Raw genomic sequence first — 25755 nt, 5'->3', positions numbered from 1 at the left:
ATATAAAGCCGTGCGCACAACCCATTTCGAACGGCATAAGCCCGGATGCTCGACCAGAGCGGCCGGGGCGGATAGACCGCAGCGAGGACAGCATCGCATCAGATGAAAAAAGGTTTTTACACCATCATGGCCGCGCAGTTTTTTTCGTCGCTGGCCGACAATGCGCTCCTGATCGCTGCTATCGCACTGCTCAAAGATCTTCACGCCCCGAACTGGATGACGCCGCTGCTCAAGCTGTTCTTCGTCCTGTCCTACGTGGTTCTGGCTGCTTTCGTCGGCGCCTTCGCCGACTCCCGTCCGAAAGGACGCGTCATGTTCGTCACGAACACCATCAAGGTAGTGGGTTGCATCACGATGCTGGTGGGCGCGCATCCGCTGATCGCCTATGGCATCGTGGGTTTCGGCGCGGCGGCCTATTCGCCCGCCAAGTACGGCATTCTCACGGAACTCCTGCCGCCTGACCGGCTCGTTGCGGCGAACGGCTGGATCGAAGGCACCACGGTCGGCTCCATCATTCTCGGTACGGTGCTCGGCGGCGCGCTCATCAGCCCGCACATCGCCGCGCCGATCCTGCGGCACCACATTCCCACGGTCAACACGCCGGCCGAAGCAGCCATGCTCGTCATCATGGCGATCTACGTGGTGGCGGCGCTCTTCAATCTTCGCATTCCCGACACCGGCGCGCGCTATCCGAAACAGGAACGCGGCCCGATCAAGCTCGTCACCGATTTCGCCGACTGCTTCCTCGTGCTGTGGCGCGACAAGCTCGGCCAGATCTCGCTCGCCGTCACCACGCTGTTCTGGGGCGCGGGCGCAACGCTGCAGTTCATCGTGCTGAAGTGGGCCGAAGTGTCGCTGAACATGTCGCTCTCGGAGGCCGCGATCCTGCAGGCGGTGGTTGCCGTGGGCGTGGCCGCGGGCGCGATCTTCGCGGCCTCGCGCGTGCCTCTGAAGAAGTCGCTGTCGGTGCTGCCGGTCGGCATCATGATGGGGATCGCCGTCATGTTGATGGCCTTCTACACCCGCGATCTGTTCCCCGCGCATTGGGGCCTGTACTTCGGGCGTCTGCATGTGCCGGGTTACCTGATCGTCGCGTACATCTTCCTGATGATCGTCGGCGGCCTGTCGGGCTTCTTCGTCGTGCCGATGAACGCGCTGCTCCAGCACCGCGGCCACGTCCTGCTGTCGGCCGGCCATTCCATCGCCGTGCAGAACTTCAACGAAAATCTCTCCGTGCTCGTGATGCTGTGCCTGTACGCCGTGCTGGTCTGGCTCGACGTGCCGGTCACCGCGGTGATCGTGCTGTTCGGCACCTTCGTCTGCGTGATGATGTGGTTCGTGATGCGCCGCCATCAGGCGAACCAGCGCGCGTTCGACTCGGTCGCGCTGATCGGCGAAGTCAAGCACTGATCCGCGACGGCGCGGGCGTCGCATCGCGCCGCCTGCCTCCTCTCTCACTTCTGCTTTGCCATGACCCAACCGATTCCCAACGTGCTGACGATCGCCGGTTCCGATTCCGGCGGCGGCGCCGGCATTCAGGCCGATCTCAAGGCGTTCTCGGCGCTCGGCGCCTACGGCGCGAGCGTCATCACCGCGTTGACCGCGCAGAACACGCGCGGCGTCACCGCCATCCACGCGCCGGACGCCGGCTTCATCACGGCGCAACTCGACGCCGTGTTCGACGATATCCGCATCGACGCCGTGAAGATCGGCATGCTGGCTAACGCGCCCATTGCGCGCGCGGTCGCCGAGGCCTTGCGCCGTTATCGGCCGAAATACGTCGTGCTCGACACGGTGATGATCTCGAAGAGCAACCACGCGCTGCTGTTGCCCGATGCGGTCGCGGCGGTCCGCGAGGAACTGCTGCCGCTCGCCGATCTGCTCACGCCGAATCTCCCCGAAGCCGCCGCCCTGCTCGACGTTGCGCCCGCAACCGACGAAGCCGGCATGATCGCGCAAGGCGAAGCGCTGCGCGCGCTGGGCGCGAAAGCCGTGCTGATGAAAGGCGGCCATCTGAGCGCCGCCGACAGTCCCGACTGGCTCGTGCAGGAAAGCGGCACGCTGCGTCTGGGCGGCCCGCGCGTGCCGGTCAAGAACACACACGGCACGGGTTGTACGCTGTCGTCCGCGATTGCGGCGTTGATTCCGCAGCGCGACGACGTCGCCGGTGCGGTGGCGGATGCGAAGACCTATCTGACCGGCGCGTTGCAGGCGAGCGATCTGCTCGACGTCGGCAGCGGCGTCGGACCGGTGCATCATTTCTACCGCTGGTGGTGATAGCGGCTCAGCGCGGACCCGGCTGGGCGGCGATGTAGGGCGCCCGGCGCTTTCGCGTTACTGGCGCGCGTAGGCCTCGGCCTGCTGCGGCCAGTCGTCCGGCACGATGAAGCCACGCGACTGTTCTAGCCAGGCGCCGTCGGCCGCTTGCGCGAAAGCCGCAACCATCGTCGGACCACGCAAGGGCTCGAGTTGCGCTGCGAGCGTTTGCGCGTCGCTTAACACGAATTCCCCGCTTTGCACCTGCCCTTGCTCGTGACGCCTCGGCGCGAGCCACTCCAGCCTCGCCAGCACGCGCCAGGACTGCGCCCGTGACGCCGAAAAAGCCGGCCAGTCGCCGCGCGCCACCCACCAGCCGCGATTGTGCGAAGCGTCGAGAGTGGCCGGCGCGAGCGTCGCTTCGCCCTGCCGATAAAACAGCCAGCCTTTGACGAACATCTGCGCCGCCCACGAGCCGGCATAACCCATCGCGGCAAACTCGTCGCGCGTGCTCAGCGGCAGTTGATGATCGAGCAGATGGGCAAGCTTCAGATCGAAACGGTCCTTGAGATTCGGACCGACGTAATCGGCCAGCTGGCCGCGGCTCTCGCCTGCGTGCAGATAGCACTTCACCGCGAGTTCCCAATGCAGCGGCGTTCCCGACTGCGTGCGCAGGAGAAAATCGCACTCGCCCAGCGTCACGCCTTCACGCCGCACCTGCACGCCGGCCGCGACGAGTTGCGCCGCCGGACCGTGTTGCAGGAAGTAGCCGAGCAGGCGCTCGGCGTAACGCCCGAGACGCGTGATGCGCGTTGCCGCGAGATCGTGGTGCAGGTCTGCGGGGACGGCGTCGAGTTGACGCAGCCAGTCGAGCGTCGCGCGGGCTTCGGCGGGCGTGTCGAAAGGACGCGCAAGCGTGCCCGCCGGTGGTTGCGGCCGCAACAGATCGGCGCTGAGCAGCAGCCACGCGAGGTCCCGCACGGACGGATCGCGCAAGCTGTCGAGGAATGCGGAATGCAATGGGCTCGACGGGTCGGTTCGACCGGACGCGCTGCCCGAGTCGTCAGTTGCTCCAACCGCCCCGCTCACTGCTTTGCCACGTTGGCCGCCGCACCGTCGCCGCCTTCGAGCTTGCGCCACGTATCGCGCGCAAGGCACAAATCGGCCCACGCCTTCGCCTTGTCGGGCAGGCTGCGCAGCAGATACGCGGGGTGATACGTGACGATGACCGGCACGCCTTCGTATTCGTGCACGCGGCCTCGCAGCGAGGAAATGCTGGCTTCGGTCTTCAGCAGACTTTGCGCGGCAAAGCGGCCGAGCGCGACGATCAGCTTCGGCTTGACCAGCGCCACCTGGCGCTGCAAATAAGGTTCGCAGCGCGCGACTTCTTCCGGCTCCGGATTGCGATTGCCCGGCGGCCGGCATTTGATGACGTTGGCGATGTAGACATTCGCGTCGCGCGCCAGCGTGAGCGAACGCAGCATGTTGTCGAGCAGCTTGCCCGCCTGGCCGACGAAGGGCTCGCCCTGACGATCTTCGTTCTCGCCCGGCGCTTCGCCGATCAGCATCCAGTCGGCATGGCGATCGCCGACGCCGAACACCGTGTTGGTGCGCTTCTCGCACAGCCGGCAAAGCTGGCAGCCGGCTACGCGCTCGCTCAACGCGTCCCAATCGAGCGTCTGGATCGACGGCGGTTGCGGCGCGTCGGTGCGCGACTGCGTCGGCGGTGTAGACGGCAGGTCGTCGAACCACGCGAAGTCGTCGGACGGCGCCTCGGACATCGAAGGGTCAGCCGCGCGCGGCGATTGCGCGGATGGCTGCGTCTGCCCGCGCATCGGCGGAGTGCGTTGTGTGGCCGGATCGTCAGTCGGCGCGTCACGCGATGCGTCGCTGGCGCGCGGCGCAATCTGGCGTTCGACACCAACCGCCTGCTCGCGACTTTGAAGCGGCGCATGCGGCTGTTCCGACGTTCGCGTCGAATTCGGCAGCGCATCGTTCGCCGGCGAAACAGGTGGCCGATCCTGCCGGACGGGGGCCTGATTCGTTACCGACGCTTCGCCCGACTTCGCGCTCGTCTGCGTGCTCGTTTGCGCCTGCACGGCGTCAACTGCGGGCGTGGTTTCCGGCACGGCCGCCAGGCCGCGGCGTACCCACATCGGCGCGAGTCCGAATTCTTCCAGTACCGAATCATGCAGCGCCATCTACGCCCTCCGAGGCAAACGAGAAACGCATCACGATGGCGTCCTCCCGGCTGCGATGCCGCGCCGGATAATAATTTTTGCGTCGACCGATCGACGCGAACCCGAAGCGCTCATAGAGCCGGATAGCACGATGATTCGACGGCCGCACTTCGAGCAGCAATCCGTCGAGTTTTTCGGCGCGCGTGATGCGCACGGCTTCGCGCAGCAGCGCCAGTCCGGCACCGGCGCCCTGCGCGGCGGGCGTCACGCAAAGATTGAGCAGATGCATTTCGTCCACCACCGGCATCAACACGCAATAGCCGATCAAGGTGCCCGTGACGTGCCGCAGACACACGCCGAAATAGCCGTTGCGCAGCGAGTCGCCAAAATTGCCGCGGCTCCAGGGAAATTCGTAAGCGATTTTCTCGACGGCGGCGACTTCATCCAGATCGCCTTCGGTCATGGGCGACATGTAGCGGTCTGCCAGCAACACGCCGCTCATTGCCGGCCCTCGCGGTGATGCGCGCCGTTCGTGGCGTTCGTGGCGTTCGTACCGGCCAAGCCGGGCGCCGGAGCGGCGTCAGCCGGGTCCATGCTTGCAGCGGCTTTGGCGGCTTTTTCCGCGATGCGCTCCGCCGTTGTCTGCGCCACCTTGTCACGAATGTACTCCGGCGCAGCCTGGTCGGCGGGCACGGTACGGCCGGCGCGAAACGCCCGCAACGCGGCATGCGCGAGCGGCACCGCATGCGGCAACGCTTCGCCGTCCACCGTACGCGCGGCGGCCAGCGCGGGCAGACGTTCGCCGAACGCGGCGGCCGCATTACCCGCCAGCGTGAACGGCGCGTCCGGCAGCGCGATGTTCGCGGGCGCGTCAAGCGACGCGCTCTGCAGCGTGCGCCATTCGCCTTCGGCGTCGTCCCACGCGTAATCGGCCCAGTAGACCTCGTCCATGCGCGCGTCGAGCGCGGCAAGCACGCGCGTCGCGGACGGATCTCGCAGACGGGCGCTTTCCGCGCACGTGAGCAAGGTGCTGACCGGCACGACCGGCAGATTCAGCCCGAACGCGAGGCCCTGCGCGACGCCCGTGGCAGTGCGCAAGCCGGTGAACGAGCCTGGGCCGGAACCGAAGGCGATTGCGTGGCACGCCGACATCGGCAAACCGGCTTCTTCGAAAAGTTCGCGAATGGCGGGCAGAAGACGCGTGCTGGAGACCGCGCCGGTGGCTTCGTGGCGTAGCCAGATGCGCGGCTGCTCTGCGGCGTGCGGCGATGTGCCGGCGGCGGACAGAAGCGCCACCGAACAGAATTCGGTCGAGGTATCGAGGGCGAGTAGCACTGTTTGAGTCATGGACCGTATTGTAATCGGCACGGCTCGTGCGGATGTGGTTTTGGCGCGCCCCCGCCGCCTGAACCCGCGATCGGCGCCGTCGCCGTGATCCGTCAAACGTGCGCGACCGCTGCTGCCGCCCGGCATGTTTGGAATAAGCCCTCGGCCACACGTCCGCCCGGCATTGTTATGATCAACGCCCGAGACGAATCGCAATCCCCGACTTGCCTGGAGGGCAAACAGCATGACCGACATCAACGCGCAATTCACCCAGGCTCAGGAAGACGTGAAGCAACTGCCCGAGCGTCCGGGCAATCTGACGCTGCTGCGTCTCTACGCCCTGTTCAAGCAGGCAAGCGAAGGCGACGTGAACGGCGACAAGCCGGGTTTCACCGACATCGTCGGCAAATACAAATACGACGCGTGGGCCGCGCTCAAGGGCACGGACCAGGACGCGGCGAAGCAGCAATACGTGGAACTCGTCGAGTCGCTCAAGAGCGGCGCGTCGGCCTGAGGTCGGGCTGACCGGCCGTCCACCCTACCGACGGCAAAACGGTTTCGGGCGAAAAATCGGTCGAAGCCGTAACCAGGATATTTCGCCAGGAAAGGTCCTAAAAGTGGCGCAGTGCAACAAAAGCCTATACAATGCTGCCTGCGCTTCACTGCTTTGCCCGGCTCTTCCCTAGCGGCCTTTGCGGCGCAGCGCCTCGTAGCGTTTAGCTCCAATCCAGTTTAGAACCTGTCCCCTCCTGCCTAGCCCCCTACGGGCGATCATGTCCCAGGCTGGCGGCACGCCGTGTTGGCATGTCGCATCCGATACAGCTTCTAACGAAAAGCTCGCCTTCATTGTTGCGAGCTGCCCCCGTTTTTCGATTTGCTCGCTGCTTCTTTGCTCGCTGAATCCGACGACTTGGGTATGCCGATTGGCGCCGACGTTTTAATTCCCTGTGTTTCAAGGATTCTCATGACTTCGAGCAATACCAATAGCCCGCTGAACGCCATCGCCGATCAAGCCCTCGGTCTCGCAGACGCAGACGCATCCGTGCAAGCCGCAGCCGTTGCTGCCGCGCCGGAAGCCGTCGCAGCTGCTGCCGCAGCGCCGACCGGCCCGACGTTCGCGTCGCTCGGCCTGTCCGCGGATGTCGTCTCCGCGTTGACGGCCGCCGGCTACCAGAACCCCACGCCGGTTCAGCAACGCGCGATCCCCGCCGGCATCGCCGGTCGCGATCTGCTGGTCTCGAGCCCGACCGGTTCGGGCAAGACCGCCGCGTTCATGCTGCCCGCCATCGAACGTTTCTCGCAATTGCAGAAGGCGCAAGCCAGCCAGCCGCGTGAGCCGCGTCCGGCCGACGGCGCACGTACGCGCCGCCCGCAACCGGTGGCCCGTCCGACCATGCTGGTTCTGACGCCGACGCGCGAACTCGCAATGCAGGTCACCACCGCCGCCGCCACGTACGGCAAGCACCTCAAGCGCCTGCGCACCGTCAGCATTCTGGGCGGCGTCGCTTACGGCCAGCAATTGATGCTGCTCGCGAAGAACCCGGAAATCCTGGTTGCTACGCCGGGCCGTCTGATCGACCACCTGGAACGCGGCCGTATCGATCTGTCGCAACTGCAGATCCTCGTGCTCGACGAAGCCGACCGCATGCTGGACATGGGCTTCATCGAAGACATCGAAACGATCGTTGCGGCTACGCCGGCTACGCGTCAAACCATGCTGTTCTCGGCTACGCTCGACGGCAAGATCGGCTCGCTGACCGGCCGTCTGCTGAAGGATCCGGAACGTATCGAGATCGTTCAACGCCTCGAACAACGCACCAACATCGCGCAAACCGTCCATTACGTCGACGACCGCGATCACAAGGATCGTCTGCTCGACCATCTGCTGCGTGACGAAGGCCTCGACCAGGCAATCGTCTTCACGGCAACCAAGATGGACGCGGACCAACTGGCCGGCCGTCTTGCCGACGCTGGTTTCGAATCGGCTGCCCTGCACGGCGATCTGCCGCAAGGCGCGCGTAACCGCACGATCCGCGCACTGCGCGAGCGTCGCGTTCGCGTGCTGGTCGCAACGGACGTCGCGGCTCGCGGTATCGACATCCCGGGCATCACGCACGTGTTCAACTACGATCTGCCGAAGTTCGCCGAAGACTACGTGCACCGCATCGGCCGTACCGGTCGTGCTGGCCGCTCGGGCATCGCTGTGAGCCTCGTGCATCACGCAGAACAAGGCGCACTCAAGCGCATCGAACGTTTCGTGCGCACTCCGCTGCCGGTCAACGTCGTCGAAGGCTTCGAGCCGCGCAAGTCGGCACCGTCGGGCAATGGTCGTCCGGGCTTCGGCGGCCGTGGTCGTCCGGGTGGCGGCAACGGCGGTGGCCGTCGATTCGGTAGCGGCGCAGGCAAGCCGGCCGGTAACGGCAGCGGCGGCGCGCGCAGCGGCAGCGGCAATGGCGGCGGTTGGGCCGGCAAGTCGTCGGGCGGCGGTTCGCGCGAAGGCTTCGGCGGCTCGCGTGACGGCGGCTACGGCGCACGCCGCAGCGACGGTCCGCGTACGGCGCGTCGCGGCAGCTAAGCCAGTCAGACAGGCTTCATAAGAGGCTTTTCTTCGGCAAACCCTGTCGGACAACAGCTTCAATCGAAAAACCGGTGCTCAGGCGCCGGTTTTTTTTCGTCTGCATTTTTTGCAAGACGTGGGCGTCAGATCAGTGATATCCGAAATTTCACGATGTGGAAAATTTTTTTGCGTCGTAAAAAATCGTGCTGCACGGCACAACGACGGCCATTGCAAGATGGAAAAAAACGTTTCTCAATATGAAACGACGTCTATAAGCCAATGATTTTTAACAAAAATAAATACATCAAAAAGAACGACGGGCGACTATTGCGGCGCCATCGATTTGCCTAGACTCTTATACAAGACTTCACGAAACGAAACGCCTTCAGGCCGATCGCGACGATGAAGACAGAGAGTCACCCCATCCATTACAGGCAATCAAGGAGCACACCATGTCCCGTCAAGAACAAGCGAAGCAACTCCAACAGCAATGGGAAACCGATCCGCGCTGGAAAGGCGTGAAGCGCAGCTACACGGCGGAAGACGTGGTCCGTCTGCGCGGTTCGGTTCAGGTCGAGCACACCCTTGCCAAGCGTGGCGCGGAAAAACTCTGGGAAAGCGTCAACAACGAGCCGTTCGTGAACTCGCTCGGCGCGCTGACCGGCAATCAGGCCATGCAACAGGTCAAGGCCGGCCTCAAGGCAATCTATCTGTCGGGCTGGCAGGTTGCGGGCGACGCGAACGTTGCCGGCGAAATGTACCCGGACCAGTCGCTGTATCCGGCGAACTCGGTGCCGCTCGTCGTGAAGCGCATCAACAACACGCTGACGCGCGCTGACCAGATCCAGTGGTCGGAAGGCAAGAATCCGGGCGACGAGGGCTATATCGACTACTTCCAGCCGATCGTGGCCGACGCGGAAGCCGGTTTCGGCGGCGTGCTGAACGCGTTCGAACTGATGAAGGCCATGATCGAAGCCGGCGCGGCAGGCGTGCACTTCGAAGACCAGCTCGCTTCGGTGAAGAAGTGCGGCCACATGGGCGGCAAGGTGCTGGTGCCGACACGCGAAAACGTCGCCAAGCTGACGGCCGCGCGTCTCGCCGCCGACGTCTGCGGCACGCCGACCGTGCTGCTGGCACGTACCGACGCCGAAGCCGCCGACCTGATCACTTCGGACGTCGACGACAACGACAAGCCGTTCCTGACGGGCGAGCGCACGGTGGAAGGTTTCTACCGCACGAAGCCGGGTCTCGAGCAAGCCATCTCGCGTGGTCTCGCTTATGCGCCCTACGCCGACATGATCTGGTGCGAAACCGGCAAGCCGGACCTCGAGTTCGCGAAGAAATTCGCCGACGCGATCCACAAGGAATTTCCGGATCAACTGCTGTCGTACAACTGCTCGCCGTCGTTCAACTGGAAGAAGAATCTGGACGACGCCACGATCGCCAAGTTCCAGCGCGAACTCGGCGCGATGGGCTACAAGTTCCAGTTCATCACGCTGGCCGGTTTCCATGCGCTGAACTACTCGATGTTCAACCTGGCGCACGGCTACGCCCGCAACCAGATGACGGCGTTCGTCGAGATGCAGCAGGCCGAATTCGCCGCGGCCGAGAAGGGCTTCACCGCGGTCAAGCATCAGCGCGAAGTCGGCACGGGCTACTTCGACGCCGTGACGCAAACGGTCGAACGCGAAGCATCGACGACCGCGCTGCACGGTTCGACGGAAGACGAACAGTTCTTCGACAAGAAGGTCGCCTGAGCGGAACCGGCCTCAGGGCCGGTTCGCCGCCAGACGAGTCGTAGGACAAACAACGACAAAGCAGACGACCAAGCGGCCTCGTCAGAAGGCCGCCGTCACAGGGAGGAGAAGCCGCGCCGGAGCCGAAGGCTGGCTTCGAGGGCGGGAATCTGGGAGCGGGATCGCAGCAGTGAGAAAGCCAGCACAACGCATTGTGCGGCGAACATCGGACGCGCCGGCTTCATCGCCGGCGCGTTTTTTACTCGCAAAGTGGTTGAACGGAATACCCCGCACGTTCAGCGATAAACGATGACCGGAATCTTGGTGTGGGTGAGCACGCGCTGCGTTTCGCTGCCGATCAGAAGGCTGCCGAGACCGCGTCGACCGTGCGACGCCATGAAGATGACGTCGCAGCCGCCCTGCTCCGCCGCTTCGATGATGCCGAGGTAAGGCGCCGGATGCACGCTGGTGCGGCTGTCGAACGCGACACCGAAACGACGCGCCGCCCGCTCCACTTCACGCAGATGCACGCGCGCCTCGCGCTCGCTGCGCTGCAGGAACTCGGAGGGCGGCTCGACCACCACGTCCGAGAACGGCGAGTACGGATATTGCGGCAGACACGCGTAAGCGGTGACACGCGCGCCGACGGCCTGCGCCAGATCGATGGCGCCGTCCATGGCCTTGCGTGAAAGATCGGAACCGTCGGTCGGAACCAGAATGTGCCTGAACATGATGCCCTCCGTCGCCGCCTGCGCGATGCGGCGTCAGCGTCCAACGAGACTCGGCGTGCAAGCCACTGCTTCTGATTGTAGTGCGCGAAAGCGTCGCGCAAGAGAAGCGTGCGAGGCAGCGAAGGCGCGGACTTGCCGCCAGGTCCGAGCGGCCGGGGAACATCAACCCCAGTAACCGGGATGACCGTAGGTATGTTTGAGGAAATCGAGGAACAGCCGAACCCGCAGCGGCAGATGGCGGCGCTGCGGGAACACGGCATGGATGCCGATCGGCGGCGCGGCGAAATCGTCCAGCACGCTGACCAGTCGGCCGGCGGCGATGTCCGAGCCGACCTCCCACCACGAGCGCCACGCGAGGCCATGGCCTTCGAGACACCATTCGTGGAGCACCGCGCCGTCCGAGCATTCCATCGTGCCGGAGACCTTGATCGACACGACCTTGTCGCCCTGCTGGAACACCCAGCCACGCTGCTGGTTGGCGCTCGCGCCGAGCGCAAGGCAGTTGTGATGCGCGAGATCGGCGAGCGTATGCGGCGCGCCGCGCCGGCTCAGATAGTCCGGCGACGCCACGCACACACGCCGGTTTTCCCCGAGTTTCAACGACACCAACGACGAGTCCGGCAATTCACCCAGACGCACGGCGCAATCGAAACCCTCGTTGACCAGATCGACGAGCCGGTCCGACAGATCGAGCGTGATCGAAACGTCCGGATGCGCGACGGTGAACGCCGGCACCAGCGGCGCGACATGGCGACGCCCGAAACCCGCCGGCGCGGAAAGCCGCAGATGGCCGCTTGCCTTGACGCCGCCCGCCGAGACGCTCGCCTCGGCGTTCTGCATGTCGTGAATGACCCGCTGACAGTCTTCGAGAAACGCCGAGCCTTCGAAGGTCAGCGTGATCCGGCGCGTGGTTCGGACCAGCAGTTTGACGCCGAGGCGCTCTTCGAGTGCGTCGATGCGGCGGCCGATGATCGCGGGCGCGACGCCCTCGGCGAGCGCCGCCGCGGACAGGCTGCCCTTCGCCGCGACAGTGACGAAAGTTTCGATCTGCTTGAAACGGTCCATGGAGAGCGTGGCCGCAGGCGCGGAAAGTGGTCGGTGCGCGTCAGATTAGGTGCATGAAAGTAAAAGATCAAGTGATCTTTAGCCTCTTTTTTAGCGTACAGCAGCACTAATACAATCCGTCCTGACCTCTGACAGGAGTGCACGGCAATGTCGGCCACAACGACACTTATCCCCAAAGCAGTGATATTCGACGCGTACGGCACGCTCTTCGACGTCCATTCGGTGATCGCTGCCGCAGAGCAGATGTTCCCGGGCCACGGCGACTCGCTCTCGCAGTTGTGGCGCCTCAAGCAGATCGAATACACCCAGTTGCGCACGCTCGCCGCGCCGCCGGATGCACCCGGCGCGCAGTACCGGCCGTTCTGGGATATCACGCTCGACGCCCTGCGTTTCGCCGCAAAAAAACTCCAGCTCACGCTGAACGCCGCCGGCGAGAAACGTCTGATGGACGAATACGCGTGCCTGTCCGCCTTCCCCGACGCCATTCCCGCCCTGCGCGAGTTGCACGCGCCGCGAACGGCGACTACGCCCGGCGCCACCACGTCATCGCGCGCACCACTTCAGACAGCGCGCACGGAACCCGGCCTCGCCATCCTTTCGAACGGCAATCCGCAGATGCTCGACATCGCCATCAAGAGCGCCGGCATGACGGGGCTGTTCGATCACGTTCTGTCCGTCGACACGGTACGCGCCTACAAACCCTCGCCCGCCGCCTACGCGCTCGGCACACGAGCCTTCGGCGCCGAGCCGCGCGAGATCGTGTTCGTGTCGTCGAACGGCTGGGATATCGCCGGCGCAAGCTGGTTCGGCTTCACCACTTTCTGGCTCAACCGGCAAAACGCACCCGTCGAAGAACTGGGCGTGACGCCGCATGGCGCGGGCGGAGGCATGCACGATCTGCTCGCATTTTTGAAGACCCTCGCGTCGTCGGGCCGCTCCGGCGGCTCGGGCGGCAGCCGAACGCGCCACAGCCCTGGCGCATGACCGCTGCAACCCGCCGCACGACGGTACGACGCATAACGAAGTGCATCTGAACATTTGCATCTTTGCAATCTGACCGACCAAGGAGAAAACATGGCGCACCCGCAGTCATCGTTGCAGTTGCCGCAAGGCATGGAAATCACCGCCGGGATCAAAGCCGGTTACGAAGCGATCCTTACGCGTGAAGCACTCGAACTCGTCGCCGCGCTGCATCGCACCTTCGAGCCGCGCCGTCAGCAGTTGTTGCAGGCGCGCGTGGAACGCACGAAGCGGCTCGACGCCGGCGAACGCCCCGACTTTCTCGCCGAAACGAAAAGCGTGCGCGAAGCCGACTGGACCATTGCGCCGCTGCCGCAAGACCTGCAATGCCGCCGCGTGGAAATCACCGGACCGGTCGAGCGCAAGATGATCATCAACGCGCTGAACTCGGGCGCGGATTCGTACATGACCGATTTCGAGGATTCGAATGCGCCGAGCTGGGACAACCAGATCACCGGGCACATCAATCTGAAAGACGCGGTGCGCCGCACGATTTCGCTCGAACAGAACGGCAAATCGTATCGGCTGAACGACAAGGTCGCGACGTTGATCGTGCGTCCGCGTGGCTGGCATCTGGACGAAAAGCACGTGAAGGTGGACGGCAAGCGCGTGTCCGGCGGTATCTTCGATTTCGCGCTGTTCATGGTCCATAACGCGAAGGAACTGGTCGCGCGCGGTTCGGGCCCGTACTTCTATCTGCCGAAGATGGAAAGTCATCTGGAAGCGCGTCTTTGGAACGACATCTTCGTCGCCGCACAGGAGGCCGTCGGCGTGCCGCGCGGCACGATCCGCGCCACCGTGCTGATCGAAACGATCGTCGCCGCTTTCGAGATGGACGAGATTCTGTACGAGCTGCGCGAACATAGCTCGGGGCTGAATGCAGGACGTTGGGACTACATCTTCTCGGCCATCAAGAAGTTCAAGGCCGACCGCGATTTCTGCCTGGCGGACCGCTCGCAGATCACCATGACGTCGCCGTTCATGCGCGCGTACGCCCTGCTGTTGCTGAAGACGTGCCATCGTCGCCATGCGCCGGCGATCGGCGGCATGAGCGCGTTGATCCCGATCAAGAACGATCCGGCTGCAAACGACAAGGCCATGGGCGGCGTGCGCTCGGACAAGGCGCGCGATGCAGGCGACGGTTATGACGGCGGCTGGGTCGCGCATCCGGGACTCGTGCCGATCGCGATGGAAGAGTTCGTCAAGGTACTCGGCGACAAGCCGAACCAGATCGGCAAGCAACGCGACGACGTGCTGGTCACCGCTACCGATCTGACGGACTTCCGCCCCGAAGCGCCGATCACCGAAGCCGGTTTGCGTAACAACATCAACGTGGGGATTCACTACCTGGGTTCGTGGCTCGCGGGCAATGGCTGCGTGCCCATCCACAACCTGATGGAAGACGCCGCGACCGCGGAAATCTCACGCTCGCAAGTCTGGCAATGGATTCGTTCGCCGAAGGGCAAGCTCGAAGACGGCCGTAAGGTCACTGCCGAACTGGTGCGCGAATTGTCCACGCAGGAACTCGACAAAGTGAAAACGGCCGTAGGCGGCGATACCGCGCCCTACGATCGCGCCGCACAAATCTTCGAGGAAATGTCGACCTCGGAGCAGTTCACGGACTTCCTGACCTTGCCGCTTTACGAGGAAATCTGAAACCGCTGACCCGCAAGGGCGTTTCGACTCGACGTGTTCGAGCCGGACCGTCGATCACGAATGACGCAGTAGCAAGCCCGCTTTCGCGGCAAACCCTCCGCACCCGGAAGGGAGCGAAAGCGGTTTGAGTGTCGCCAGGCTGACCGACCGGCGGCCCGACAGGCGTATGCCTGCCGGGCCGTTTTTTTATACGCCGACTAACGTGTACTGCGGTGCGACACCCAGTCGCCCGAGCGGATTTCCGGCAGACCTTTGACGGCATTCGGCGTGACGGGATAGAAGCGGCAATTCACGACATTGCCGTCCACTTTCACCATGACGTCGCGGGCCAGAAAGCGGTCTTCGACACCGGGATACACAGCTTCGATCTCGTCGAGCACCGCAACCAGTTCGTCTTCGATTTCGTAGACATCGCCGATCACGTCGACACCGCCTTCGTCGACGACGAGGCCCGGATAGGAGCCAAAATCAAAAAGATGGCCGCGCACGGTCGCCGTGCCGAGCAGGCTCGGTGCCGCAATCTCATTACGCGCCGCCGCCTCGCTGATGTCGTTCACTTCGCCGGCGCGCAACGTGCCGTACACAAAAACAGTTTGCATTGTGGTTTGCTCTCCTTGCAGTTGAGCTTCGTTTCAGCTTCAGTGCGAAGCGGGTTCGAAGATCGATTCAGGATGGCTCAGTCGAGCGGCGCAGCGGCGACGAGTACGCCGTCGATATCGGCGTAGATCCATTCGCCTGGACGCACCAGCGCGCCCGGCAATTGCACCGGTACGTCGCGCTGGCCGACGCCGAGTTTGCGGCAGCGGCGCGGGCACGTCGTGAGCGCCGCCACGCCGACGTTCGCTTCGTTGAGTTCGAGCGCATCGCGCACGCAGCCGTTGATGACGATGCCGGCCCAGCCGTTCTGCTCGGCGATCTCGGCGAGATTTCCGCCCACCAGCGCGTAACGCAGACTGCCGCCGCCGTCGACCACCAGCACGCGGCCTGCGCCCGACTCCTCCAGCGTGGAACGCACCAGGCCATTGTCTTCGAACACTTGCAGCGTGACTGCCGCGCCGCTGAAACATTCCGTACGGCTGAACAGATGAAAGACCGGCTCCAGCACGCGCAGCGTGCCGAGCGTCAGTTGATCCTCGTGCGCGTCGCACAGGTCCGCGGTGGCAAAGCTCATGGAAGTCTCCTCGGGTTCGCCGCAATGGGCCATTATGCAACGAGGCTGCGCGCACAACACCTACAATGACAAGCTCATTGGACTTTCGGACTGCTTCGGGAGAATCGATCATCGCCATGAATTCGTCCGCCGACGCCGACCCGGCGAGCCTCGTTCGCTTTGCCGACATCCCGCCGGAATTCCAGCCTACGCTCACCCATCCGATTCGCGTACGCTCGCGGCCGATGCCGTCCGGCTGGCGCATCGCGCGCCACACGCATGCGTGGGCGCAGGTGGCGTATGCGTCGCGCGGCGTGCTGCGCGTCGCCACGACCGGCACGACGTGGATGGTGCCGCCCTCGCGCGCCATCTGGGTCCCGCCGCACGTGACGCACGAAGTGGTGGCCGTCGAAGATGCCTTCCTGCGCACGCTCTACATCACGGAAAGCACGGTGCCGTCCGGGCTCGACACGCCGCGAGTGGTGGAGGTTTCGAATCTGCTGCGCGAGGTCATCGCCGCACTCGATACACCCGGCCTCTCGGCGACGCGCGAACGCCTGCTAGGCGAACTCGCACTCGACGAATTGACGCGCTCGGAACCACTGCCGCTTTCGGTGCCGATGCCCAGCGAAAAGCGTCTGCGCGCGCTGTGCGAAGCCGTCATCGCCGATCCGACGCATGGCGAGTCGCTCGAACAATGGGCGTCGAGCGTCGGCGCCAGCACGCGGACCATCGCCCGGCTGTTTCGTCAGGAGTTGGGCGTGAGTTTTTCGCAATGGCGTCAGCAGGCCATTCTGGCTCGCGCGATTCCGCTGCTGAGCCAGGGACGACCGCTGTCGCATGTTGCGCAGGAATTGGGCTATCAAAGCCAGAGTGCGTTTTCCGCGATGTTCCGGCGTGCGTTCGGCGAAAGCCCGCGTGCGTTCATGGAGCGTGGCCCGGAGCATGGCGCCGTGACCAACGGCCAGGATCACGCCGACGCGGACGACGAGACCGCGCAGCGCCGCTAGCTGCTGCTGACGTTCGAAGAGTGCGAGCTTGTGACTGAAGCTGCTCAGATGAGCATGCGTCGCAACGTGCGCATGAATCGGCGCCGCAAAATTCAGACGCGCCGCGCGAGATGCCTGATCGCGCCAAGCTGCGCGAGACGCGGACCAGCCAGCTTGTAGCCTTTGCGCTGATAGAGACGCGCGGCGGGGTTATCGACGAAGACGCGCAACTGCAGTTCGTGCAGTCCGCGCTCGCGCGCCCATTGGTGCGAAATGTCGAGCAGATAAGTGCCCGCGCCGAGCCGCCGATGTCCCTCGGCGATCTGCACGTCGCGAATATGCAGCGAATCGCCCTCTTGCGTGATGCGCAGTACGCCGATCGGTGCGCCGTCCACTTCGAGGATGAAATTCTCCGACTCGCGCCAGCTACCGAGAAACAGATCGCCGCGCCATACAAGATGATGCCGCCGATAGTAGCCGCCCATGTTGTTGCGAGTCAGCTCCTCGGCGAACTCGAAATCGTCCATGCTGGCTTTGCGCAAATGAAACGGCGACGGAGCTTCGGTTGGATCGAACATGGCAGGACGGCGAAGATGAGTCGGAACTACGGTAAAACAGGCCGCGGCAACTGGCAATGGCTGTTTGTCCCGAGCATACCCAGGTGAAGTACGGCGCGGAAATAAAAAAAGCCCACTTCTTTCGAAGTGGGCTTTTCCCAATCTGGCGGAGCGGACGGGACTCGAACCCGCGACCCCCGGCGTGACAGGCCGGTATTCTAACCAACTGAACTACCGCTCCAGATTTTCGCACCGCGACAAACGAGCTTCGCTCATTTGCCAACTGCATCATTCAACCGCTTACCGAACGACGCCGATGTCTTGGCGTCCCCTAGGGGATTCGAACCCCTGTACTCACCGTGAAAGGGTGATGTCCTAGGCCTCTAGACGAAGGGGACAACGTACTGCTTACACCTTTAATGAAAAAGCCCGTTCAAGTTCTGATGAACGGGCTTTGTCTGGCGGAGTGGACGGGACTCGAACCCGCGACCCCCGGCGTGACAGGCCGGTATTCTAACCAACTGAACTACCACTCCAGTCTTAACACCCTAGCTTGCGAGCGTTGGTTTTTTCTCTGCAAACTGCGCTTCTTTACTGCCACCCAAGCTTTGCTCGGAACACTAAAGTGACGCTGATGTTTGGCGTCCCCTAGGGGATTCGAACCCCTGTACTCACCGTGAAAGGGTGATGTCCTAGGCCTCTAGACGAAGGGGACATAATCTTTTCAGATCTGTCTTTATCTTGCTGCTAACTGACGCTAACTTTTGTTTCGTCAGCAGCAAAGACCGATATTCTAACTACGTTATATCAATTTGTGAAGTTTTTTTTGCTACAAGTTCCAGACTTCGGAACTACTTCACTCTGCTCTGATGGTGGAGGTAAGCGGGATCGAACCGCTGACCTCTTGCATGCCATGCAAGCGCTCTCCCAGCTGAGCTATACCCCCCCTTGCAGAACAGAAACGAGATTCTAGAGGCCAAATTGCGCTTTGTAAATACCCTTTGAGCAATTGCATGCGACTTTTTTTGCTAGTCGCATGCAAACCCTCTCAAGGCTTGCGCTAACGCGCTCAGCCTAAAGCTTTTTCGATACGGCCGACCACGACTTCGCGACCAAACAGCATCAACACGCTGTCGATGGACGGCGTATGCGTAGTGCCCGCCACCAGCAGACGCACCGGCATGGCGAGCTGGGGCATCTTCAGCTTATGAGCGCCGAGTGTGGCTTTGAGCGTAGCCGCGATGGCTTCCTTGGTCCACTCGGCCGTCTTGAGCGCTGCAGCGAGATCGCCCAGCGCCGGACGGACTGCATCTGTGACGTGCTGCGTGAGCGCCTCCGCTTCAGGCGCGGGCGTACGGTAGAACATGGCCGCGTTTTCGGCGATTTCCTTGACCGTGGACGCACGGTCCTTGAGCAGCCCGACCACCGCCGTCAAATCGGCGCCTTGCGCGATCGCAGCTTCGTCGATGCCGAGGTCTGCGAAAAACGGCTTGGCAAGTTCCGCAAGGCGCGCGTTGTCAGCTTCCTTGATGTAGTGCGCGTTGAGCCAGTTCAGCTTGTCGTGGTCGTACTGAGCCGGGGACTTGCCCAGGTGCTCCAGATCGAACCAGTCCACGAACTGCTCGCGCGTGAAGACTTCGGCGTCGCCGTGCGACCAACCCAGCCGCGCGAGATAGTTGACCACGGCTTCCGGCAGGTAGCCCGCGTCGCGATAACCCATCACGCTCATTGCGCCGTGACGCTTGCTCATCTTCTCGCCCTGCTCGTTCAGCACGGTCGGCAAGTGCGCATAGACCGGCGGCTCGCCGCCGAGCGCCCGCAGAATGTTGATCTGGCGAGGCGTATTGTTCACGTGGTCGTCGCCGCGAATCACGTGCGTGATGCGCATATCGAGATCATCGACTACGACGCAGAAGTTATAGGTCGGCGTGCCGTCCGGTCGCGCGATAACGAGGTCGTCGAGTTCTTCATTTGAGATTTCGATGCGGCCTTTCACTGCGTCGTCCCATGCCACCACGCCCGTCAGCGGGTTGCGAAAGCGCAGCACGGGCTGCACGCCGGCCGGCGGCTCCGGCAGAACCTTGCCAGGCTCCGGGCGCCACGTGCCGTCGTAGCGCGGCTTTTCGCCCGCTTCGCGCTGACGCTCGCGCAACGCGTCCAGTTCTTCGGTCGACATGTAGCACGGGTACACGAGGCCGGCGTCCTGCATCTGCTTGAGAACTTCACGGTACCGGTCCATGCGCTGCATCTGATAGAACGGGCCTTCGTCGAAGTCCAGACCGAGCCAGTTCATGCCTTCCAGGATCGCATCCACGGACTCGGACGTGGAGCGCTCGAGATCGGTGTCCTCGATCCGCAGCACGAAGGTCCCTTTCATCTTGCGCGCGAACGCCCACGGATAAAGCGCGGAGCGAATGTTGCCGAGGTGGATGAAGCCGGTGGGACTCGGTGCGAAACGGGTACGAACGGAGGTGGTCATTAGCGATTACTCGGAAGACAGGCGCCGGCGCCGTGGCGTTTCATGCCAATTCGGCGCGGCAGCGGAACGCGCCCGTGCGGCAAAACGTTGCGCGTGCACGGACGCGAAGGAAATGGATACGAGACCCGAATTATACCTTCCAGCGGCCTTCCGCCCGCCTCGTCCGAATGGCTGATCGACCGGCGCGCGATCCCGAACGGCATTCGGATGCGAGCACTGCAACGTTTCATTACCGGGCCGCCGAACGCGCGAATCTTTGATTTATGATGTGCGCGCTGCGGCTCGGATAGAACCGCAGCGCGCCTGATAGAAGGCCGTTCCACCTGTTTGACTATCCGCCCGATTTCGGCACCGCGCCCCGTGTGGCTTGCGTGCCGTTGCTGGAGAACCCGTTGAAATCGTCACCCCCTCGCCTCGCCCGCCGCAACTTCTCACTGGCCGCAGCTTCCGCGATGCTGGCCGCCTGCACCACGACGGGCGGCAGAACCGATAGCGCTTCCGTCGTCACGACACCCAACTCGCCGGCCACGCCCGTTGCGCCGCCGGTCGACCGAACCCAGCGGCCGATCCGCGTGGCGCTTGCGCTGGGCGGCGGCGCGGCGCGCGGCTTCGCGCACATCGGCGTGATCAAGGCGCTGGAGGCTCGCAACATCCAGATCGATCTGGTGGCGGGCACCAGCGCCGGCTCGGTCGTCGGTGCGCTGTACGCGTCGGGCATGAATGGCTTTGCGCTGAACAAACTCGCCCTGACCATGGACGAAGCCTCGATCAGCGACTGGGCGATGCCGTTCCGTACGCGCGGCTTCCTGCAAGGCATCGCGCTGCAGAACTACCTGAACACGACGCTCAACAACCGGCCGATCGAAAAGATGGTCAAGCCGCTCGGCGTGGTCGCGACCGATCTCAAGACCGGCCAGCCGATCCTGTTCCAGCGCGGCAATACCGGCGTGGCGGTGCGCGCGTCGTGCAGCGTGCCGTCGATCTTCGAACCGGTGAAGATCGGCGGTCACGAGTACGTCGACGGTGGACTGGTGAGCCCCGTGCCCGCTTCGTTTGCACGCAAGATGGGCGCGGATTTCGTGATCGCCGTCGACATCTCCCAGCGGCCGGAGAGTGGCCTCACGGCGAGTTCCTTCGACGTGCTCATGCAGACGTTCACGATCATGGGTCAAACCATCAAGGCTTACGAACTCGACAAATACGCCGACATCGTGATTCGACCGAATCTGGCTGCGATGAGCGGCAGCGATTTTTCGCAGCGCAACGCGGCGATTCTGGCGGGCGAGGAAGCGGTGGCGAAGATGATGCCGGAGTTGCAGCGCAAGCTGGCAGCGAGCCGCGTCGCGACCTGAGCGTCCCAATGTAGGTGGTGAAAAGCAAAAAGCCTGCTTCGAACGAAGCAGGCTTTTTGTTGTGCGTCAGTCTTGCAGCGCGTCAGGCTCAGCCGGTTATTGGTTGCCGCCGATCGTTGCATTCACGCGTTTGCGCAGATCTTCGCCTTCCTGATACGAAGTTTCGATCCGTCGCGCGCCGGTGAAGCGCTTTTCCCAGTAGCCGCTATCCATGTCGTCGACACGGATCGTACTGCCGGTGGACGGCGAATGCACGAACTTGTTGTCGCCGATATAGATGCCGACGTGCGAGAAAGTGCGGCGCATGGTGTTGAAGAACACCAGATCGCCCGGCTTGAGGTCGCTCACGCGAACTTTCTCGCCGACACGGCTCATTTCTTCAGCACGACGCGGCAGCGCCATACCGAGCGTGTCCTGGAAAACGTAGCGGACAAAGCCGCTACAGTCGAGTCCGGAGTCCGGCGTGTTGCCGCCCCAACGGTAACGAACGCCGATCATGTTCAACGCACCAACCACCACGTCGCCCGCTTTGCCGGCCATGCCGGACAGGAACGATTTGGCGCTGCCGTCGCTATCGGGCGTTGCGTTTTGCGTATTCAGGGAGGACAACGAATTCGACCCGCTAGAGGTCGAATATGAGGCATTCTGATTAAAACTGCTTACTTCGTCGGCGAAAGCGCCGGGAGCTGCTGCCATCAAGACGCCAATGAACATCCCGGCGACGACGCGCGTACAAGCCTGGGTTAGGTTTCTGTGCTGCATTGGTCGGTAGTTTTTGCCTAAAAATCAGTGGGATACGGAAAAAAGTTTGGTCGATACTAGCCAGTAAGTATTCACGTGTCAAAGTAAATAGAAAAATACAATCGAGACACGCACCCAATTGGTGAAAGGGTGAAAAATCAACGGTCCAGAGCCGCTTTCAGCAGCTTTCGAGTGTAAGGGTGGGACGGCGTCGCAAAAATCTGCTCGACGTCGCCGCTTTCGACAATAGAACCGTTTTGCATCACCGCGACACGGTGTGCCATTGCCCCGATCACGGCCAGATCGTGACTGATGAAAACGAAGCCGAGGTTGTACTTCTGTTGCAACCCGGCGAGCAGTTTCAGCACTTGCTGCTGGATCGACACGTCGAGCGCGCTGGTCGGTTCGTCGAGGATCAGGATGCGCGGCTCCAGCACGAGCGCGCGGGCAATGGCGATCCGCTGACGCTGCCCGCCGGAAAACTCGTGCGGATAACGGTGCAGCACCGTGCGGTCGAGTCCGACTTCGCGCAACACCGACACCACCTTGTCGCGCCGTGCCTGCGGCGTCATTTGTGGCCGATGCAGCGCGAGCCCTTCGCCGACAATCTGCTCGATGGTCTGGCGAGGCGAAAGCGAACTGAACGGGTCCTGAAAGACAACTTGCATATTCGACCGTAAGGCAGTCTGTTCGGCGCCGCGATAGCTGCCGAGCGCCCTGCCCTGAAAGTCGATTTCACCGTGCGCCGTGCGTTGCAGGCCAAGTAGCGCCATCGCCAGCGTCGATTTGCCCGAACCCGACTCGCCGACGATCCCAAGCGTCTCGCCCTGCCGCACCGACACGTTCGCGTCGTTGACCGCGCGAAACTGTCCAGCGCGAAACCAGCCGCTGAAACCCGGCAAGCGCGTCTTGAAGTCGACGGACACATCGCGCGCCTCGAGCAGCACCGGCGAAATCGGCAGCACAGGCACCACTGTGCGCTGCGGCCGGCTCGCCAGCAGTCGTTGCGTGTACGGATGCTGCGGCGAATCGAAAACCTGCTCGACCGTGCCGCTCTCCACCAGCACGCCCTTCTCCATCACCGCAATGCGTTGCGCGAAGCGTCGCACGAGGTTGAGGTCGTGCGTGATCAGCAGCACCGCCATGCCGCGCTTCTGCGCCTCGTCTCGCTGCAATTCCAGCAACAGATCGACGATCTGTGCGCGGATCGTGACGTCGAGCGCCGTGGTGGGTTCGTCGGCGAGAAGCAGACGCGGACGGCATGCCAGCGCCATGGCAATCATGGCGCGCTGCCGCTGGCCGCCCGAGAGTTGATGCGGATAGCTGTTGACGCGCTTGCCGGGCTCCGGAATGCCGGTGCGCCCGAGCAGCGCCACGGCCCGCTTGCGCGCTTCACTCGCCGGCACGCCGTCGTGCACGACGATGGTCTCCGCGATCTGGTCGCCGATCGTATAGAGCGGGTTGAGCGCCGTCATCGGCTCCTGGAAGATCATCGCGATATCCGAGCCGCGCATGCCGCGCATCTCGCGCTCGCTTTTGGCCAGCAGATCTTGGCCGTCGAAACGGATTGCGCCGCTCACGCGTGCATCGCTCAGAAGACGCAGGACGGACAGCGCGGTCACGCTCTTGCCCGATCCCGATTCGCCGACCAGCGCCACCCGCTCGCCGCGTTGAATCGCGAGCGTGACGTCGTTCACCGCGATCGTGTCGCCGAAGGTCACGTGCAAGCGGTCCAGTTCCAGGAGCGGCTGCGTCGTGTCCGCGCGTTCGTTGTTCCTCAGGCCGCCGCTCACTGATTGCCCCCGGCACGCATGGCATCCGAGATGCGGGTGTCGAGCGCGTTCCGCAGCGCGTCGCCCATGAAGGTCAACAGCAGCAGCATGGCGACGAGCACACCGAACGTCGACAGCGAGATCCACCACGCGTCGAGATTCGCTTTGCCCTGCGCAAGCAGTTCGCCGAGACTCGGCGTCGGCGGCGGCACGCCCAGCCCGAGAAAATCGAGGCTCGTCAACGCGAGGATCGCCCCGCTCATGCGAAACGGCAGAAACGTGATGACCGGCGTCAGGCTGTTCGGCAACACGTGCCGCCACATGATCTGCCAGTTCGACAAACCCATTGCCCGCGCCGCCCGCACGTAATCCTGATTGCGATTGCGCAGGAACTCGGCGCGCACGTAATCGGACAGACCGATCCATCCGAATAGCGACAACAGCACGATCAGCAGAATGAATCCGGGCTCGAAGATCGACGAAAAAATGATCAGCAGGTAAAGCTCGGGCAGCGCGCTCCAGATTTCGATCAGACGTTGCCCGACGATGTCGATACGTCCGCCGAAGAAGCCTTGCACCGCGCCAGCAGCGATGCCGAGCACGGTGCCAATCAGCGTCAGCACGAGCGAGAACTCCACCGACACGCGGAATCCGTAGAGCAATCGCGCGAGCAGATCGCGGCCGCGGTCGTCGGTGCCGAGCCAGTTTTCGCGCGACGGCGGCGCCGGATTCGGCGCCTTCGAAAAGTAGTTCAGCGTGTCGTAGTAGTAGCGGTTCGGCGGATACACCGCGAAATTGCCGGGTGCGCTGAAACGCTGCTTGATGTACGGATCGAGGTAATCGGCCGGCGTGGGAAAGTCGCCGCCGAAGGTGGTCTCGGCGTAGGTCTTGAAGAGCGGAAAATAGGTATGCCCTTCGTAGCGCACCACCAGCGGTTTGTCGTTCGACCAGAGCGGACCCGCGAGACTCGCCGCGAACGCCACCACGAAAATAATCAGACTCCAGTAGCCCAGACGCTGCTGGCGAAAACGCTGCCATACGCGGCGCGCGGGCGAAGGCGAGACGAACGCGCGGACCGTTTCGGTGCGCGGTGTCGCATCGGCGGGAAGGCGGGCTCGATTCATCAACGGTCCAGTTGTTCGAATTGGATGCGGGGATCGACCCACACATAGCAGAGGTCGGAAATCAGCTTGGTGGCCAGACCGATCAGCGTGAACAGATACAGCGTGCCGAGCACCACCGGATAGTCGCGCCGCACCACCGACTCGTACGACAGCAAGCCAAGTCCGTCGAGCGAAAACAGCGTCTCGATCAGCAGACTGCCGGTAAAAAACGCGCCGATGAACGCGGCCGGAAAACCGACGATCAGCGGCAGGAGCGCATTGCGAAACACGTGCTTCCACAGCACGCGTTTTTCCGACAGACCCTTGGCGCGCGCGGTCAGGACGTACTGCTTGCGGATCTCGTCGAGGAAAGCGTTTTTGGTGAGCATGGTGACCACCGCGAAACTACCCACCACCGAGGCCGTGATCGGCAATGCGATGTGCCACAGGTAATCCAGAATCTTGCCGGCAATGCTCAACTGCGCCCAATTGTCCGAGGTGAGATTGCGCAGCGGGAAAAGCTGAAGGAACGTGCCGCCGCCGAACAGCACCAGCAACAACACACCCAGCACGAAGCCGGGAATCGCGTAACCCACCAGCACGACGAGACTCGTCGCCACGTCGAAACGCGAGCCGTTACGCACGGCTTTCGCGATGCCGAGCGGTACCGATATCAGATACGTGAGAAAGAAGGTCCACAGGCCGATGCTGATCGACACCGGCAGCTTGGAAACGATCAGCGCCCACACGCTTTGATGGCGAAAATAGCTCTGACCGAGATCGAAGGTGGCGAAGCGCTTGAGCATGAGCACGTAGCGTTCGAGCGGCGGCTTGTCGAAGCCGTAGAGCGCTTTCAACTGCGCGATCTGCTGTGCGTCGACACCGCTATGCGCGCGCAGACCGAAAGGCGCGCCATTCTCCGCGCCCTTGCGCAGTTCGTGCTGCATCTGTTCGACCGGACCACCCGGCACGAACTGGATCACGACGAAGGTCAGCGTCAGGACGCCGAGCAAGGTCGGAATCATCAACAGCAGACGTTTGAGGATGTAGCTCCACATGTGCGGCGTTCCGGTGCGAAGGCAGTG

Annotated in this window: 23 protein-coding genes and 5 tRNA genes; 9 read left to right on the top strand and 19 right to left on the bottom strand. The window is 63.1% G+C overall.

Annotated elements, in window-relative coordinates:
• Positions 1-102 precede the first annotated feature (102 nt).
• Both lplT and thiD read left to right on the top strand, forming a co-directional pair.
• Complete coding sequence (gene lplT / locus P3T18_RS22320; protein WP_429302146.1) at positions 103-1410, top strand: lysophospholipid transporter LplT; 1308 nt, start codon at positions 103-105, stop codon at positions 1408-1410.
• 60 nt (positions 1411-1470) lie between these two features.
• Entirely contained in the window at positions 1471-2277 is an 807-nt protein-coding gene (gene thiD / locus P3T18_RS22315; protein ID WP_429302145.1) for a bifunctional hydroxymethylpyrimidine kinase/phosphomethylpyrimidine kinase, read from the top strand.
• Positions 2278-2334: 57 nt separating this feature from the next.
• Here the strand turns inward: thiD and P3T18_RS22310 are convergent, their stop codons facing one another.
• The 4 genes from P3T18_RS22310 to tsaB all read right to left on the bottom strand — a co-directional run bounded on the left by P3T18_RS22310 (position 2335) and on the right by tsaB (position 5783).
• The gene (locus P3T18_RS22310) at positions 2335-3276 is read right to left on the bottom strand and encodes a DUF1853 family protein (protein ID WP_429302144.1); all 942 of its coding nucleotides are present in this window, start codon (positions 3274-3276) and stop codon (positions 2335-2337) included.
• Positions 3277-3341: 65 nt separating this feature from the next.
• Positions 3342-4457, bottom strand: a complete 1116-nt coding sequence (locus P3T18_RS22305; protein ID WP_429302143.1) for a uracil-DNA glycosylase family protein — start codon at positions 4455-4457, stop codon at positions 3342-3344.
• Positions 4444-4938, bottom strand: coding sequence for a ribosomal protein S18-alanine N-acetyltransferase (gene rimI / locus P3T18_RS22300; RefSeq protein ID WP_429302142.1), 495 nt, complete (start codon positions 4936-4938; stop codon positions 4444-4446). Before rimI ends, P3T18_RS22305 begins: the two co-directional genes overlap by 14 nt.
• Complete coding sequence (tsaB, locus tag P3T18_RS22295; protein WP_429302141.1) at positions 4935-5783, bottom strand: tRNA (adenosine(37)-N6)-threonylcarbamoyltransferase complex dimerization subunit type 1 TsaB; 849 nt, start codon at positions 5781-5783, stop codon at positions 4935-4937. The genes rimI and tsaB overlap by 4 nt, the downstream gene beginning before the upstream one ends.
• A gap of 223 nt (positions 5784-6006) precedes the next feature.
• Between tsaB and P3T18_RS22290 the strand changes: the two genes are divergently transcribed.
• The 3 genes from P3T18_RS22290 (at position 6007) to aceA (ending at position 10076) form a co-directional block, all read left to right on the top strand.
• A complete protein-coding gene (locus P3T18_RS22290) occupies positions 6007-6276 on the top strand; it encodes an acyl-CoA-binding protein (RefSeq protein ID WP_429302140.1) in 270 nt (89 codons plus the stop codon).
• Positions 6277-6726: 450 nt separating this feature from the next.
• Complete coding sequence (locus P3T18_RS22285) at positions 6727-8337, top strand: DEAD/DEAH box helicase (RefSeq protein ID WP_429302139.1); 1611 nt, start codon at positions 6727-6729, stop codon at positions 8335-8337.
• A 434-nt stretch (positions 8338-8771) separates the two neighbouring features.
• Entirely contained in the window at positions 8772-10076 is a 1305-nt protein-coding gene (aceA, locus tag P3T18_RS22280; protein ID WP_429302138.1) for an isocitrate lyase, read from the top strand.
• 275 nt (positions 10077-10351) lie between these two features.
• On the opposite strand, the gene P3T18_RS22275 is transcribed toward aceA, so the two are convergent.
• Together P3T18_RS22275 and P3T18_RS22270 are read right to left on the bottom strand one after the other, a co-directional pair.
• Positions 10352-10786: a universal stress protein gene (locus P3T18_RS22275; RefSeq protein ID WP_429302137.1), complete on the bottom strand. Its 435-nt coding sequence runs from the start codon at positions 10784-10786 to the stop codon at positions 10352-10354.
• A gap of 162 nt (positions 10787-10948) precedes the next feature.
• Entirely contained in the window at positions 10949-11851 is a 903-nt protein-coding gene (locus tag P3T18_RS22270) for a LysR family transcriptional regulator (protein ID WP_429302136.1), read from the bottom strand.
• 147 nt (positions 11852-11998) lie between these two features.
• Between P3T18_RS22270 and P3T18_RS22265 the strand changes: the two genes are divergently transcribed.
• Both P3T18_RS22265 and aceB read left to right on the top strand, forming a co-directional pair.
• Positions 11999-12835, top strand: coding sequence for a (S)-2-haloacid dehalogenase (locus tag P3T18_RS22265; protein ID WP_429302135.1), 837 nt, complete (start codon positions 11999-12001; stop codon positions 12833-12835).
• Between the two features lie 90 nt (positions 12836-12925).
• Positions 12926-14527: a malate synthase A gene (gene aceB / locus P3T18_RS22260; protein WP_429302134.1), complete on the top strand. Its 1602-nt coding sequence runs from the start codon at positions 12926-12928 to the stop codon at positions 14525-14527.
• A 197-nt stretch (positions 14528-14724) separates the two neighbouring features.
• On the opposite strand, the gene P3T18_RS22255 is transcribed toward aceB, so the two are convergent.
• On the bottom strand, positions 14725-15126 hold the full coding sequence (locus tag P3T18_RS22255) for a gamma-glutamylcyclotransferase family protein (protein ID WP_429302133.1): 402 nt from the start codon (positions 15124-15126) through the stop codon (positions 14725-14727).
• 77 nt (positions 15127-15203) lie between these two features.
• On the bottom strand, positions 15204-15698 hold the full coding sequence (gene rraA, locus P3T18_RS22250; protein ID WP_429302132.1) for a ribonuclease E activity regulator RraA: 495 nt from the start codon (positions 15696-15698) through the stop codon (positions 15204-15206).
• A 116-nt stretch (positions 15699-15814) separates the two neighbouring features.
• Here rraA and P3T18_RS22245 point away from each other — a divergent pair, with 116 nt between their 5' ends.
• The gene (locus P3T18_RS22245; protein WP_429302131.1) at positions 15815-16687 is read left to right on the top strand and encodes an AraC family transcriptional regulator; all 873 of its coding nucleotides are present in this window, start codon (positions 15815-15817) and stop codon (positions 16685-16687) included.
• 92 nt (positions 16688-16779) lie between these two features.
• Here P3T18_RS22245 and P3T18_RS22240 read toward each other — a convergent pair whose 3' ends face one another.
• From P3T18_RS22240 to gltX, 7 genes are all read right to left on the bottom strand, one after another.
• Positions 16780-17244, bottom strand: coding sequence for a GNAT family N-acetyltransferase (locus P3T18_RS22240; RefSeq protein WP_429302130.1), 465 nt, complete (start codon positions 17242-17244; stop codon positions 16780-16782).
• 143 nt (positions 17245-17387) lie between these two features.
• Positions 17388-17464: transfer RNA gene (locus P3T18_RS22235), tRNA-Asp, on the bottom strand.
• 81 nt (positions 17465-17545) lie between these two features.
• A tRNA-Glu gene (locus P3T18_RS22230) sits at positions 17546-17621 on the bottom strand.
• Positions 17622-17682: 61 nt separating this feature from the next.
• A tRNA-Asp gene (locus P3T18_RS22225) sits at positions 17683-17759 on the bottom strand.
• 103 nt (positions 17760-17862) lie between these two features.
• Positions 17863-17938: transfer RNA gene (locus P3T18_RS22220), tRNA-Glu, on the bottom strand.
• A gap of 155 nt (positions 17939-18093) precedes the next feature.
• Positions 18094-18169, bottom strand: a tRNA-Ala gene (locus P3T18_RS22215).
• 123 nt (positions 18170-18292) lie between these two features.
• Positions 18293-19702 carry a glutamate--tRNA ligase gene (gene gltX / locus P3T18_RS22210; protein WP_429302129.1) on the bottom strand — a complete coding sequence of 470 codons (1410 nt, stop codon included), beginning with the start codon at positions 19700-19702 and terminating at the stop codon, positions 18293-18295.
• Between the two features lie 392 nt (positions 19703-20094).
• On the opposite strand from gltX, the gene P3T18_RS22205 reads away from it, so the two are divergent.
• Positions 20095-21054: a patatin-like phospholipase family protein gene (locus P3T18_RS22205; RefSeq protein ID WP_429302128.1), complete on the top strand. Its 960-nt coding sequence runs from the start codon at positions 20095-20097 to the stop codon at positions 21052-21054.
• A 96-nt stretch (positions 21055-21150) separates the two neighbouring features.
• Here the strand turns inward: P3T18_RS22205 and P3T18_RS22200 are convergent, their stop codons facing one another.
• The 4 genes from P3T18_RS22200 to P3T18_RS22185 form a co-directional block, all read right to left on the bottom strand.
• Positions 21151-21816, bottom strand: a complete 666-nt coding sequence (locus tag P3T18_RS22200; protein WP_429302127.1) for a C40 family peptidase — start codon at positions 21814-21816, stop codon at positions 21151-21153.
• Between the two features lie 137 nt (positions 21817-21953).
• Positions 21954-23588 (bottom strand): ABC transporter ATP-binding protein, encoded by a 1635-nt coding sequence (locus P3T18_RS22195; RefSeq protein WP_429302126.1) that lies wholly within the window; start codon positions 23586-23588, stop codon positions 21954-21956.
• Positions 23585-24691, bottom strand: a complete 1107-nt coding sequence (locus P3T18_RS22190; protein ID WP_429302125.1) for an ABC transporter permease — start codon at positions 24689-24691, stop codon at positions 23585-23587. Before P3T18_RS22190 ends, P3T18_RS22195 begins: the two co-directional genes overlap by 4 nt.
• Complete coding sequence (locus tag P3T18_RS22185; RefSeq protein WP_429302124.1) at positions 24691-25728, bottom strand: microcin C ABC transporter permease YejB; 1038 nt, start codon at positions 25726-25728, stop codon at positions 24691-24693. Before P3T18_RS22185 ends, P3T18_RS22190 begins: the two co-directional genes overlap by 1 nt.
• Positions 25729-25755 lie beyond the last annotated feature (27 nt).

Source organism: Paraburkholderia sp. GAS199, assembly GCF_050436585.1.
Lineage (GTDB): Bacteria > Pseudomonadota > Gammaproteobacteria > Burkholderiales > Burkholderiaceae > Paraburkholderia.
Note: the sequence above shows the minus strand (reverse complement) of the source record. Positions and strands in the feature narration are given on the sequence as shown.